Genomic DNA, 13,676 nt, shown 5'->3' with positions numbered 1-13,676 from the left:
TACCCCTTCATTTTCAGGAGAACAATCACCCATCTAAAACTAAATAAACTTCAACATGTCGGAATTTATGGAGATTAACTTTTTAGCCTCAATCGATTGTGGATCAATCAGACTAAAATCAGCAAATTCAAATCCTGGCCCAACGGAGCAGCCTACCAGTACTGTCTTTCCAATAGGTTCAGCTGCCTGCCAAGTTCCAGCTGGAACAACCTGACAAAACGTATTATTTTTGGATGAAATTTCCATCCTCTGAACATTCTTATCCAAGTCATTCCAAGTATAAAGATAGAGCCCTGCGCCTTGATATAAATTCCACACCTCATCCGATTGCACTTTATGAAATCGGCTTACCTCGCCTTTATCTAATGAAAAGTAAATGTGAGTGAGCGCTGATCTCCTCTGCCCTTTGTTATTGGTCACCACTGCATTGGATCTGAAAACCTCAAGAAATCTCCCCCCTTCAGGGTGTTCAGATAATTTGATAGGCTGCATGACTATTCCTTTAAGACCTATAATGAAATTAACAATAACCTTAAAATTGATCCCAACCAAAGAGGCACCTAATTCTCACGCTTTTCGTTTGACAGATTTTTGGCAAGATCAGCTACCGCCTCCTCCATTGAAACCAAACCATTCAAGTAAGGCATCCAATACTTATCAAGAAGGGATTTATAATTCCAGCGCCCAACATATAAACCGTTCAGTGTTGCGTAATCTGTGAAATTTGGCTCTTCCTCTGAAATAACTCTTCTAACAACTTCACCAACTGTATAAAATTGAATTGGATGCCAAATATGTTTATGAGCCTTTAAGTCATATTTATCAAACTCACTGCTGATTATCCCTTGAAGTTTGCTTTTGCGATTCACACTGTTAGCATGTGTTAACTCATGAAAAAACATTTCTAATGCAAGCCAGCCTGAGTAATCTGAATAGTTACTATTGATAATGGTTTGAGAACTTCTTCCTGAAGTGGTAGCTCCCTGTCGCATACCAGGCTTATAGACAATATTCACTGTATGCGCATTTACTAGCAGTTTTTCACCAAAGAGGTCTTCGAGCCGGCTAGCAATTGGGTCACCATACACATCCAGCTTTTCCCGTAAGCTTAGATACCACCTAAAGTTACTTTCTCTATGCAGACCCCACATTTGCTCATTATAAAGAGTGGAAAGCTCCTGCAAATGAGCATATAAGTTATTGTTAACTGATTCAGAATCGACAGGAGTGCCTGATAAAAGCAGGGCTGTTAGATCTGCCACTTCCCCGCTAGACCGAATAATATTAATATTTTGTTCAGCCCCATGTGTAATATAATCATTGATCGCCCTCTCGAAGAGGTACAACTGATCAGTAACAATGCCTTCCTCCTTCTTTAGAGCCGCATATAGATTTTTATCTCTTGCCAATTCATACAAATATAGATGTAAATTCAATAACGGCTCATTTTTAAAGCTCACCAATCGCCAACTATCTAGCTGGCCAGATGGCTTTTCTTCAGCGAGAACGGGAAAAACTAAAGAGAAAAATATTAGAGCAAGTAGAAATGGACGAAGCATTTGAAAAGCACCAGCGGATTATTCTTATAAGGCAAGGGGGAGAGTGACTCGGATCGATCATCCTCCCAATATGGTAAGAATATAACTTCCAGAAGGAGCCCCTGCAAATCAGTACTGCTGTTCAAGCTAGGGGCAATCATCGGTCACGGGTATAAAATCAATTGCGTACAGCGGAATAAAGCCAGCTTTTTACCCGTACTCTTACAGACTACGGAAGCATCCCATACCTGAGTGGTCCGCCCCTTATGAACAGGTGTTGCAGCACAAAGAACAACCCCATCACGAACTGTTCCCAGATGATTCGACTTCAGTTCAACAGTAGTAAAGCCAGAAGCCTTTTCTGGTAAGTTTGCCAAGCAACCAATGCCACAGGCCGTATCGGCCAAAGAAACGACGCTACCAGCATGCAAGTAGCCATTAGGTGCCAGATGAGACTCCAAAATTCTCATCTCTGCATGGATCTCGCCCTCAGCAACTTTCACAAGCTCAATCCCGAGAAGCCCTGGAAGTTTACCTTCGCAAATCTTGTTGTAATAGTTATGGTCTTTCATATAAATCCTTATTAACAACTAACCGGTCATAATAACAAGCCAATAAAGCAGAGATTTTTCTTTAGTCCCACTAAACATCTTTTTATATCTAGGTTACACAGCAAACTCACAAAGGAGTGTAATTTTTACTGTACATAATAATTATTTTTCCAGAGGCCTTCTCAAATAGAGGGCAGCATTGTAAAGAGCCCTACCCCACCTAGCATCCCTTGCACATTACTATTTCTGATAGAAAATTCTGAAACTACTTGGAAATTACCTTATAGCAGGGAACATACTCTTTACCCGGCAACTTCATTCTCTGTTGTTTCACAAAAGACTCCAGCATAATATCAATGCTGCGCATAATGCTCGAATCACCACGCAGCTCATAAGGTCCATACTCCTCAACCATCCGAATCCCTTCATTTTTCACATTACCAGATACGACGCCAGAGAATGCACGTCGCAGGTTGGCAGCTAATAGATAAGGTTCTTGGCTTTTATGTAAGGCGAGGTTCAGCATACTATCATGAGTTGGTATAAACGGCTGCTGAAATTCGTTAGCGACTTTTAACTTCCAGTTAAAATAATAGGCGTCATCCGTTGCTTTGCGGAAGGACTTGACCTCTTGTATGCCTACCGACATTTGTCTAGCCACTTCCTGTGGGTTATCAATAATAATTTGGTATCTTGAACGAGCTTCCTTACCCAAAGTAGAGGCGATAAATTCATCAATACGAACAAAATATTCCGTTGCACTAGGTGGGCCGGTGAAGATAACAGGGAATGGTTGATCCTTATTTTCTTCGTGTAGGAGTATCCCCAGGAGATAGATGATCTCCTCAGCAGTACCCGCTCCCCCTGGGAAAACTACAATGCCATGGCCTGTGCGTACAAAAGCTTCTAAGCGTTTTTCAATATCTGGGAGAATAACCAGTTGATTGACGATTGCATTTGGTGCTTCTGCAGCGATAATACCGGGTTCGGTAACACCAAGGTACTGTCCATGGCGATCGCGCTGCTTGGCATGTCCAATAGTGGCACCTTTCATTGGCCCCTTCATTGCTCCCGGCCCACAACCGGTACAAATATCAAGGTGGCGCAGAGCCAATTCATAACCGACCTGCTTAGTATAATCGTACTCTTCAGATAAGATTGAGTGCCCTCCCCAGCATACTACTAACCTAGGCGTGCGGACTCTATCGAAGGTACCGGCATTCCTCATAATATGAAAAACCGCATCAGTAATGCCCTGAGAGGATGTTAAGTCATGCAACTTACTGCCGGTGATTTCACTATTTACATAAATAATATCTCTCAGTACCGCAAACAAATGCTCTGCAATACCACTGATAATTTTGCCATCAACAAAAGCACTGGCTGGAGCGTTTTTAAGCTGTAGTTTTATACTGCGCTCTGTGGGGACAACAGAGATATCAAAATTAGCAAAGGTTTCCAGAAGCTCCTTACCATCATCCATAAAACCGCCACTATTTAGCACCGCTAGTGAGCAGTTTCTAAAGGTTTGGTATTGTGAACCACGACTCTCGCTACTAAGCCGATTAATTTCATACTTGGATAGGATCTCAAACTGCCCTGTAGATGAAACCTGTGCATCGATAAGATCAATAGACATGCAACCCTCTTATTGAACTGAAATTGGGATCTTTACAGAAAATAGTGTTCTGGTGCTATAGAAGTGTAATCTAAGTTGATGACTAGGCTTCTTTTTTAATTAAACCGAGGCAATTGGATTTAATAACCAAGAAAAGTTGACGTACAACTAAACCATTCACCTGAGACAGGGAGTGCCAACAGAGGAATACAGGCTTAACTCTTTAGGACTGAGTCGCGATTCACATTATTTTGACCCAGTTTACATCTTGATCACAGGTACTCTTTGGCAGGTCATTGCAAGTGGGCACTACTTATTAAGCCCGCACCATGAAAACCGTCCCACCTATTGGTTCAGGCTTAATTTGACAATTATCCTATTTAGGGGCAACACATTACCAGATCAACCCTGAACACATTTATAAAAATAAAAATTCTCACCAAAATTGAGCCCGGGATTCTTTAATAGCATCAAACTTTAGTTTGATGTCCTACGTTCCTGATATTCTTCAGGGGAAGGCTTAACTTTAGATAAAAGTTGATTCAGCTCTTCAAGTACAATCCACGGATCGGTTTCATCGTACAGATGCGAGGAGTATTTCATAATTACATGTTTGGCGTTATCACTAATCTTGGTGAGTTCAATTTGCGACTGATCCCAAGTCCTGTTGTAAGCATCTACATCTGCATAACTCATTTTAGTCTGACGAATTGCGGTATGTGGCAACCCTCTACTCATTACCGTGATTGGAATCTCTTTCTTTAACTCATAGCGCTCTGGTTTTGATGCAGACTCTGCAAAATCTTCGAAGGAATGCTTTTCCTTTTCCCACGCCATAATCCACTGCATCGTTGCCCAGCCCTCCTTGGATAAAGAAGACTTCAGGTTTCCGTACCAGGATTCATGGGCTGCATCCACAAATAGAAGGGCAGACACACTACTGGGGTTTTCACTTGCAAATGCCCTTGCTACTAAACCACCAAATGAGTGGGCCACAAGAACTATGGAATCCCATTTTTTAAACTCCACGAAGGCCTCAAGCTCAGCAGAAAGCGCATCCATCGATCTAACTTTTGGAACAGCATGCGCACTTTTTCCAGCTCCAGGCCGATCGTAGATACAAAGCATAAAATCATTAGAAGAGAATTTATGAAAGGTATTTTTATAGGTACTATGGGCATCTAACCCCATACCTGAAACCATCAATACTACTTTTTTACCCTCACCCTCCTCTTTACAAAGATAGGATATTGTATTCCCCCCAATGGTAACAAACTCATATTTATGCTCATCTTCCGCCCAAACTGAGCAACAAAGAACACTGAGAAAAAATGCGGTATAAATTTTCATAATCTTCCTTGGAATTTATAGCTTACATAATATCTACGGTGAGTATCGGCACCCAAACCATTGTCAAACCAGTAACTCCTATCCCTCATTCACCTAAATCAAATAACACTATTTACCCGACACAGACGTAGTTCTTAATGCTGCATATTTAACTGAACAATAAACCTGCCGAAAGAACAACTCGTACAACGTACCAATTTATCCAGCAACATCTACAGGCACTATCCCAGAAAACCTTTGCCAGGGAAATCAATATATTATTTACTTTATAAGAGTCTCATTAATTGCTAGGGACAATAATCAATCTTAATAATGCTGAAAATTCGACCAAGTCTGGCATTTTATAGACAATTGGCAAGAAGGCAGGCATAAAAAAGCCGCACAATAGAAATTGTGCGGCAAAGCTCAGAAAACCTGCGGGAGAGGTTTGAGTTAAACTAGAAGTCGTAAGCGATGCTTAACTTGATATTGCGCGGCAGGATATAACGAACATTGGTTGCCTGAGGATCCCTTGGATCTCCCTCGGTAATGCCCTCCTCATCGGTGAGGTTATCCAGTGCAAGCTGAACGGTAATATCGTTTAAGTAAGCCACTGCTCCAAAATCAACCTTGGTATAACCCGGCAGCGTCACCGAGTTTTTACTGTCATTGAAACGATCACCTACTCGGCTTACTCCACCAAACACTGCCATATCAATATTGTTGATCGTGAAATCGTAGTTCTGGCTTAGGCGTACTTGGTACTCGGGCTGGCGCATCACTTGATTGCCTTTAAAGTCACCACTGGTGATTTCTGGCTTCTGCAAAGTTGCATTCAGGCCCAAAGTGAAGTCACCCCAGTGGGCCTTGCCATCCAGCTCAAGACCCAACGCCTCTGTTTCCAGGCGGGCGCATGTGGTGCTACCAATAATGCAATCAGGCATTCCCTGGGTTTCATTGTAGAAAAGGGTGGCAAACAGCGAGTAGTCTTGATCCTGCAGCTTGTAGCCCAGCTCATATTGGTCGATATCGATAATCAGATCGGAACCCGCGCGGAAGCTCTCACCAAACTCGCGATAATTATCAAAGTCCGCAAATTTGAAGCCTGAATTTATACGGAAGAAAGCCCCCATATTCTCAGCGAAGGCCCAATCTACTGCAGCTGTATAGGCAGTACCCTCTTCATCCGCCTTATAGGTGTTAAAAATACCATCACGAACACCTTCATCTACTGAGTAGTTAGCTTCACGATTTGCAGAGCGCACCCCCAAATCAAAAGTGAAATCGCCCAGGTAAAACTCACCTGCAATGTAGAATGCGTTTTCTCGGGCATCACCTATCGCTTCAAGATCATGGCTCCAACAAAGAACTGGGTCGAGTTCTTTATCATCACAAGAAATATCGCCAGCAACTTGCTCACCATCATGACCAAGCACATAGTACGCTTGGTTTCCAAGACTCCACCACTCATCAACTTCCCAACTAGAGGTGTAATAGCCTGCGGTTACCTTAAAGTCATCCCACTCTTTGGCTAAGCTAATATCGTTGGTCGTTGCCTCAATATCTTTTCGTACTACCCAAGCACCGAATTGCTGTAACAAAGTATCATTACTGACCTCAGCCCCAGACACGGTAGTAGCTGAAGTCACGCTGGTACCATCGTCGTATCGCAACTCACTGGGTAATACTGGACGACCATTGGGAACAAAGCCTAAAGTATCGGCATTACCGCTGGTCAAACCAAAACGCTCAGTAAGACTCCAACCATTGCCCAGGTCCAGCTCAAGGTAGGCACCAGCTACGCTGCCGTCCCAACCACGGCCTTCTCCCATATCAAAAGTTTCCCAGCGCGTTTCAGAGCCACCATTTCCGTCGGCCTGGGAAATGGGTACTGAAACTTTGCGATTGCTGGGGCCCACTTGGGTGTAATCAGTTGCCAGGAAGGAAGCATTTGGCAGATACCAGGTGCCAGTATCTTTAGTATCTCGTACGTAGAAACCAGCTTTGCCATTGTCCATCTCTTTAGTCAGGTGCAAGGTAAACTGGTGACCTTCTTCCGCATCAAAACCGGCATCGCGAATACCGGGAGAAGAACTCACATACCCACCCATCATGTAGTACACATCTTCGCTGAGCTTCCCGGTCAGAAGGGCATCAGCCCTTTGAAGATCATAATCCGAAGTGGTGTATTTAAAGCGACCCTCGGTCTCTTCGGTCCCCTCTTTCAAAATGAAATTGGTCGTGAGACCCGGCTGGCCGTTAGAGTAGACCGGGTTAGGGCCACCGCGCAGGCCTTCTACGCGCTGGATAGTCTCATCCACTCGGAATAGAGAAGAGTTTTCCATGAAAGAAAGAGTCGGTGCCGGGTAAAGTGGCAAGCCATTCATAGAGACCGTCACAAACGGCGCGTCACTGCCTCCCGGAAATCCCCGTACATCAATGTTTGCGCCAGATACCCCGCCAGAGCTTTCAACCCAAAGACCTGGGATAGACTTCAGCAAATCTGCAGTACTAGACGGGGAAGCTTTACCGATTTCATCGTCACTCAGGGTTGTGATTGAAAAGCTCGCATCCAGCTTTTTTATACCGGCACCACCTGGGGTTCCCGTGGTGATCACTTCCTCAATCACCCTATCTTCAGACGCCAATGGTGAAGCGGCTTCCTGAGCTGTGGCATAACCCCAGAAGCCCAGCTGCATGGCCCCAAGAGGTATAGCCAGCGCTAGAGGATTCTTCTTCATTAAAACTTCCCTCTCATCGTCATTCTTATTGGATTTTGAGATGTGTCTGGTACACGCCAATGCAAACGATTGCAATTTATGTACCCGTCCTGTGAGACGACACTTTGGAACAACTATAAAGCAGGATTGCAATCGATTGCAATGCGGATGACGGGGTAATTTGTGGCCATTTCCTGTATTTGGTCATATTTGCTAAGGAAGTAAGATTCCGCCAGACATCCTCCCGGTGAAGTGAGCAGACGCTGCCACAGACCCTAAGACGTATTTATTGCTTTGAAAGGGGTCAATGCGTTTCTAAAGTAGAATTATGCGAATGCACGGAAGGAATCCTTGTTGTAGCTGACAAGGATGTATTTAGAAGTTCAGTGCCACCATTGAGGGCTCAAAATGACCAGTTCTTCATGTCATCAGGCGGACAACCACTCCCATAAGCACGGCCCCCACTGCGGGCATGCCGCTATACGGCATGGAGACCATGTTTGTTATTTGCACAATGGCCATCTACACCATCCCCACCATGGCCACTACGATGAGCACGTGCTGGAAGTCAGCAGCAGAAATCCCGCGAGCTGCAATCCTATCACTACCAGCACACACGCCACTCATGCCCATGGGGAAAACTGCGGACACGAACGTATTCCCCATGGAGATCACTTCGATTACCTGGTAGATGGACACCTGCATCATGTACACGGTGATCACTGTGATGATCATGGCCCAGTGGAAATGATACAGGAGCAGTAGGGGCCTACTGAGAAGCAGAGGCGGGGTTGATTGTGCGAAGAGCCAAACAGACTTAAGGTTACACTATCAACCCTTGCCTGCTTTCGAAGAAGGTAAATACCCCTTTACATCCAAGAGATCCACAAATAAATACTCTTAGTAAAGGCTCATTTTCTGACTTAAACCCAAGACTCCGATTATCTCCCCAATAACCCTCCTCTCCAGATAACTACGCTGCATCATCTGAAGCAAAAGTACAATTTGGATTTCCTCATAACATGACATTACTTTTCAGGGGAAGTAGTGACCCCAGGGTTATAATCCCCCAGCTACAAGTCCCCTAGGAGCTTTCTTTGTGCCCGAGATTCATATTTTGACCGCCTTCCTTGGTGCATCTGCCCTATTGGCCATCTCACCAGGTCCAGATTTAGTGTTGATATCGACCTACTCCGCCACAAGAGGTTTTTTAGCTGGATTTTTAATCGGTTTGGGGATTTTCATTGCAGGACTTATTCAAACGCTACTCGTCGCATTTGGCCTCGGCCAAATAATGCAGGCCATGCCATTGGTCGCCATAGTTGTAAAAACTGTCGGAGCCCACTATCTTGCCTGGCTTGGATTTAATCTATTACGTAGCTGGCGCGCCAACCTCTCTGTTCAGAACACTAAACCTGTAACAGAAAGGCTAACTCCTTGGCAGCTCCTCAGTAGAGGCCTGATTAATAATTTAATGAATCCTAAGGCGCTTTTATTTTTTAGCTTATTCTTACCGCAGTTCACCACAAGTACAGAGCCCCTTATGCCCCAAATATTGCTTCTTGGCATTCTGCTCAGTACCACAGCCCTCATAGTCAATACAATATTTTCTCTTTCATTTAGCAGGTTGGGACACGTATTTAAACAGCCCGCCGCATTTACTCGACATTCGGAGGGCATCCTGGGGGCTATTTTCCTCGGCCTTGCCGCTCGTTTAGCAACAGAACGCTAGCCGGGTGAAATTCACCATATTTAAGTTTACATGAAACGTAAAATTGCAAGAGAAGGCATTAATGTAGTTTTTATTCGTATTGGGGCCATCCGAGCCAATGAGGGCGTTTTTTGGCGCTACCCACTCAGTATTCGCTTTTTTCAATAAGTTATAAGCTCGCCTGGCTCGGACATACATAGCTTAAGTTGTATCCGCGCAATTTTAGCGACTAACAGTCGTCAAACAAAAAAGCCGGGGTTTTCCCCGGCTTTTTTCTAGTCGAAGACTAGAGGTGCAAGCTTCTGCCACTAAATATAAAATGACGGCTTGCTTTGATCATATAGATACAGCGAGCTATTAGTAATAACCTGCAATATCATCTACGATCGGGCCAATTGCGCGGTACGCGTTGGAGATATCAACACCATTTCTTCTTTCACCACAAGGTAAACCATCACAGGCTACCCAATCCGGATCTGAGAAAATATCAAACTGGGTTGTAGTACCGAATACATGTGGATAAGCCATAATCGTGGTAAACCTATTTTGTACACCATGGCCATAACCATAGGAGTACACGCCAGGAGTACCCTGCTGAGCAGTAGAGTGACTCAGGCCCATATTGTGGCCAAGCTCATGAACGAAAGTGTTGTAGCCACAGTCTACGGCAGTGATGCTATAAGCTTGATCACGGGTAGAAGCATACATTGTGCCATTGCTACCTTGACCAACCCAGGCGATACCACAAGTGGTATAACGACCATCAGTTTCGGCCATGCCCAACAAAATGATCATGTCCGCTTTTTTTGAAGCACGCCAGTTCTGGTAGCTGCTACTGGCGGTGATAGTATCGATGTCACTTTCTGTAGGGCGGCGATCTGTGGAGGTTCTCGCTGTACCTACCAAGTTTAGCTGAATATCAACAAGGTTATTTTTAAAAGAATTATTGGCATAAGCAATATACTGATCAATTTTTGCAGAAATATCGCCAGTATAAGCTGCCGCTTGATCTGTATATACGATGCCTACATCAACAGTTTCAGCCTGTGCAAAACCGGAAACTGCAGCAGCTGCAACGGCAGCAGCTAAACTTTTTTTGAGACTCATTGTAGTCTTCCTTTTTTATATAATTAATGCATGTACTTTTTTGGCAGCTGCAAAAATTGATCAACTGCCAACATGACATGCTTTTGCACCCTAACCCGCAAAGAAACTATCCTTTTTTTCCAACCTATCGAGAAAATAAACTCTTAATATTTACGGGTTACATATAGACACATCCCTTGTCGACCTAAAGATTTGAAACTATGCATCTCTCATCTTTAGATTCTTTACAGCTCATCTTCAACTAAAAGATCGCCGCCTTCTAACTTCTTACCTTGGGACGATGGCTTTCTACGTAGATCACCGTTTTCTACATGACCCTGAATTAAAGCCCCATTAGGCGCAATCCATGCAAAACCATCTTGTGCCTCCATAGTGTAAGAGCCCGATGGCAGGTTCAGCTGAGCATAAACCACATCCTTTCCTAGCGTTATTGTGGCCCCAAAGAGGCGTGCATGCCCCGGAAAGTTTAATTCCAAGCTTTTGTTTCCACTCGCGTGCTGTTGAATACTTCCCACTTGAGCATCGTAGTCACCTTCCACTCCAGGAAGATCCATATCAACATATTCGCCTATCTCTAAATTCCTTAACATATCCACATTAAGCTCAAGATAAGTTTCACCCTTGAGATCTTTTGGCAGGCGACCATTTTCATGAAGTACCTGCTTAGCTAACTCTGACTCTTCCCAAAGAATATTTTCAACTTCTTCCAGAGGCTCATCCACTGCAGATGCCTCACCTTCAACAACTTCATCCAAAGAGTCTTCTACAGGAAACCTATCAATAGCCAGTTTAGGCTCTGGAATTTTTGCGACCTGTCTTTCAGTATTAGACTGCCCTTTAGACCAAAAATAATATCCAGCCCCTAGCAAGACCACCAAAACAGGAAATATCAACTTCTTCACAGCTCACTACCCCAACATTCATTTATTAAAATAACACTCCCGAAACCCCCAAGCTTCAGAAGAAAATTTTTTCTCGCAATATCAACCAGAAAAGGTTACTTCCAGACATTCTCGCTATCGCCCAGACTCAGACGAAGAATGGTATCAGGACCTCAAAATATTTTTTGAAAACACTTCACAGATAAGAAAAATAAAAAAATGATCGCAACTGAAGCCGACAACAAAATCATAAAAAACTGCAAACCTCATCGCAACCAACAAATATAAGTCCTTAAAAATATTGAGAAGTTCATCCACTTGAGGAGCTTAAATGGTTATAAAGCTATAACCAAAAAAAAGGATGCGATAAATTACACCAAAAGATAAAAAAGACACCTGCAGAACAAGTCAACCCAAAAGTTAAAGAACAAAAAAAGGGAGGGCAAAGCCCTCCCCAAAACAATGGAGTTAACGGTCAATAACTTCTCAATAGATCAAGAGAGTAAAGTAGATTAATAATAGCCAGCTACATCATCAATAATCGGCTCCAATGCTCTATGAGCATCAGCCCGATTTCTCTCGCCACACGGTAACCCGTTGCAGATTTTGCCTGGATCAGAAAATGTATCCAGTCTTTCAGCGCTTCCAAATGCAGATGGATACGCCATAATAGTTGAGAAACTGTTATTTACACCGTAACCAAGTCCCCAACGGTAAACATAACCACTGGTATCACCTTGTTGGCGAGAATGAGTCAGCCCCATGTTGTGGCCCAGCTCATGAATAAATGTAAGATCAGTACCCCCACAATCAACTGCAGTCAAACTATAGGCCAAGCGCTTGGCACTAGGATCCATTACACCGTTACTACCTATTCCGCCCCAGGCTACTCCACAGCGGGTACCAAGAAAGCGTCCATCTTCCCAAACTTCTTCGCCCTTGCCTAACAGAGCAACCATGTCGGCTTCAAAAAGTTGACGCTGCACCCCAACTGGGCCGGGAGCAACTTGCGTAATTTCAGCGTAGGTCGGCGTACTATCCTCGGCAAAGTACTCAGTTAAGCCAGAAAATTCATTGAGGTTGTCTCCATTAATGAGGAGGTCCTCCTTGGAATACTCTCTTGAGTCTACCAATTCCAGCTGAATATCCAGGCCATTATTCTCGTAGATACGGTTAGAAGTACTGATCAGATTATCAACCATTACGGAAATATCACCAGTATACTGAGCCGCAGGGTCGGTATACCAAACCGCAATTTTTATCGTCTCCGCACTTGCCGCCCCAGAGATGGTAAGAGCCGTTATTGCGGCAGCCAAACTGTTTCTTAGCTTCATAGCAGTTCCTTTTATTATTAAATTATTTACCCCAATCTTTGTGATCTAATCAATGAAACCGGTTACATCTTTGGTCAAACTGATCAAATCACAAAATGCACTCGCCTTAACTGGAAAATAGATTACTCCCTACTCTCTTTTCCACCTGTAAAAGCAATCGCTTCTGGCAGTAACAGGCACTTCAAGCAGCACTCCCTTTGCTGCTAGCCAGGTAAGATAACTCCTACCCCAACATTAGATAAATTCTTACTTTAATTTTACCTCTTCCTCCAAGTGACTCCTGGTTAAATCTTTTTTCGAAGCCACCCAGGCATAATTTCCCTGCGCCTCTAGGGAGTATGAGCCTGAAGGCAATGTTAAATTACCATATACCGAGTTTTTGCCAATTGTGAAATTTACAAAATACACGCTACCATAACCAGGCAGGTTCATTTGTACACTTTTATTCCCACTGGCATGCTCCTGGACTTTATCCACCTGAGCATCGTAATTTCCCTTCACCCCAGGCATTTCTATATCAACATAGTCTCCAATAGATAAATTCTTCAGAGCCTCTACATCAATCTCAAGATATGTCTCTCCATTTAAATCAAGCGGCAAGCGTCCTGACTCATGTAAAACCTGCCTTGCGACATCCGATTCTGCCCACATCAAGGCACTATCAGGGTTCGCCTCTTGCTCTTGGGCGGAAGGCATCTCTACCACTTCTTCTGTAGATTTAGTTTCAGTTGGAACAATTTTCTTGGAGGGAGGTGAGACTGGTTTTTCAGTAATCGGTTGTGGGCTATCTGTTTGACTCTTTGCCCAGAAAAAATACCCTCCCGCACAAAGGAGAGCAATCAGTGGAATTATTTTTCTCATTAGCTTCTCACTGCAAAATATTTATG

At 43.8% G+C, this 13,676-nt stretch carries 12 protein-coding genes; 2 read left to right on the top strand and 10 right to left on the bottom strand.

The genetic code is table 11. From position 1 onward, the window contains the following. Positions 1–39 precede the first annotated feature (39 nt). The 6 genes from ACJJIC_RS11385 to ACJJIC_RS11360 form a co-directional block, all read right to left on the bottom strand. Entirely contained in the window at positions 40–492 is a 453-nt protein-coding gene (locus ACJJIC_RS11385; RefSeq protein ID WP_444909909.1) for a cupin domain-containing protein, read from the bottom strand. Between the two features lie 68 nt (positions 493–560). Next, positions 561–1,559, bottom strand: a complete 999-nt coding sequence (locus tag ACJJIC_RS11380; protein ID WP_445356945.1) for a hypothetical protein — start codon at positions 1,557–1,559, stop codon at positions 561–563. Between the two features lie 143 nt (positions 1,560–1,702). Next, the gene (locus tag ACJJIC_RS11375; RefSeq protein ID WP_444885313.1) at positions 1,703–2,110 is read right to left on the bottom strand and encodes a PaaI family thioesterase; all 408 of its coding nucleotides are present in this window, start codon (positions 2,108–2,110) and stop codon (positions 1,703–1,705) included. Positions 2,111–2,354: 244 nt separating this feature from the next. Continuing rightward, positions 2,355–3,728 carry a nucleotide 5'-monophosphate nucleosidase PpnN gene (gene ppnN, locus ACJJIC_RS11370; RefSeq protein WP_445356944.1) on the bottom strand — a complete coding sequence of 458 codons (1,374 nt, stop codon included), beginning with the start codon at positions 3,726–3,728 and terminating at the stop codon, positions 2,355–2,357. Between the two features lie 456 nt (positions 3,729–4,184). Then, positions 4,185–5,057, bottom strand: coding sequence for an alpha/beta fold hydrolase (locus ACJJIC_RS11365; protein ID WP_445356943.1), 873 nt, complete (start codon positions 5,055–5,057; stop codon positions 4,185–4,187). Between the two features lie 437 nt (positions 5,058–5,494). Beyond that, positions 5,495–7,777 (bottom strand): TonB-dependent receptor, encoded by a 2,283-nt coding sequence (locus ACJJIC_RS11360; protein WP_445356942.1) that lies wholly within the window; start codon positions 7,775–7,777, stop codon positions 5,495–5,497. A 387-nt stretch (positions 7,778–8,164) separates the two neighbouring features. Between ACJJIC_RS11360 and ACJJIC_RS11355 the strand changes: the two genes are divergently transcribed. Together ACJJIC_RS11355 and ACJJIC_RS11350 are read left to right on the top strand one after the other, a co-directional pair. Continuing rightward, positions 8,165–8,521 (top strand): hypothetical protein, encoded by a 357-nt coding sequence (locus ACJJIC_RS11355; protein WP_445356941.1) that lies wholly within the window; start codon positions 8,165–8,167, stop codon positions 8,519–8,521. Positions 8,522–8,855: 334 nt separating this feature from the next. Further along, complete coding sequence (locus ACJJIC_RS11350; protein ID WP_445356940.1) at positions 8,856–9,488, top strand: LysE family translocator; 633 nt, start codon at positions 8,856–8,858, stop codon at positions 9,486–9,488. 336 nt (positions 9,489–9,824) lie between these two features. On the opposite strand, the gene ACJJIC_RS11345 is transcribed toward ACJJIC_RS11350, so the two are convergent. The 4 genes from ACJJIC_RS11345 to ACJJIC_RS11330 form a co-directional block, all read right to left on the bottom strand. Beyond that, complete coding sequence (locus ACJJIC_RS11345; RefSeq protein WP_252085495.1) at positions 9,825–10,574, bottom strand: M12 family metallo-peptidase; 750 nt, start codon at positions 10,572–10,574, stop codon at positions 9,825–9,827. Between the two features lie 224 nt (positions 10,575–10,798). Then, positions 10,799–11,476: a protease inhibitor BamI-like protein gene (locus tag ACJJIC_RS11340; protein ID WP_445356939.1), complete on the bottom strand. Its 678-nt coding sequence runs from the start codon at positions 11,474–11,476 to the stop codon at positions 10,799–10,801. Between the two features lie 491 nt (positions 11,477–11,967). Then, positions 11,968–12,789, bottom strand: a complete 822-nt coding sequence (locus tag ACJJIC_RS11335; protein WP_252085493.1) for a reprolysin-like metallopeptidase — start codon at positions 12,787–12,789, stop codon at positions 11,968–11,970. Between the two features lie 246 nt (positions 12,790–13,035). Beyond that, a complete protein-coding gene (locus ACJJIC_RS11330) occupies positions 13,036–13,650 on the bottom strand; it encodes a protease inhibitor BamI-like protein (protein WP_444888699.1) in 615 nt (204 codons plus the stop codon). Positions 13,651–13,676: the final 26 nt, after the last annotated feature.

The sequence above is a fragment of the Microbulbifer mixtoriginis (SeqCode) genome (genome assembly GCF_052468275.1).
Note: the sequence above shows the minus strand (reverse complement) of the source record. Positions and strands in the feature narration are given on the sequence as shown.

Coding starts and splice junctions, on each gene's coding strand:
- ACJJIC_RS11385 (WP_444909909.1), bottom strand. CDS start 492: ATGCAGCCTATCAAATTATCTGAACACCCTGAAGGGGGGAGATTTCTT.
- ACJJIC_RS11380 (WP_445356945.1), bottom strand. CDS start 1,559: ATGCTTCGTCCATTTCTACTTGCTCTAATATTTTTCTCTTTAGTTTTT.
- ACJJIC_RS11375 (WP_444885313.1), bottom strand. CDS start 2,110: ATGAAAGACCATAACTATTACAACAAGATTTGCGAAGGTAAACTTCCA.
- ppnN (WP_445356944.1), bottom strand. CDS start 3,728: ATGTCTATTGATCTTATCGATGCACAGGTTTCATCTACAGGGCAGTTT.
- ACJJIC_RS11365 (WP_445356943.1), bottom strand. CDS start 5,057: ATGAAAATTTATACCGCATTTTTTCTCAGTGTTCTTTGTTGCTCAGTT.
- ACJJIC_RS11360 (WP_445356942.1), bottom strand. CDS start 7,777: ATGAAGAAGAATCCTCTAGCGCTGGCTATACCTCTTGGGGCCATGCAG.
- ACJJIC_RS11355 (WP_445356941.1), top strand. CDS start 8,165: ATGACCAGTTCTTCATGTCATCAGGCGGACAACCACTCCCATAAGCAC.
- ACJJIC_RS11345 (WP_252085495.1), bottom strand. CDS start 10,574: ATGAGTCTCAAAAAAAGTTTAGCTGCTGCCGTTGCAGCTGCTGCAGTT.
- ACJJIC_RS11335 (WP_252085493.1), bottom strand. CDS start 12,789: ATGAAGCTAAGAAACAGTTTGGCTGCCGCAATAACGGCTCTTACCATC.
- ACJJIC_RS11330 (WP_444888699.1), bottom strand. CDS start 13,650: ATGAGAAAAATAATTCCACTGATTGCTCTCCTTTGTGCGGGAGGGTAT.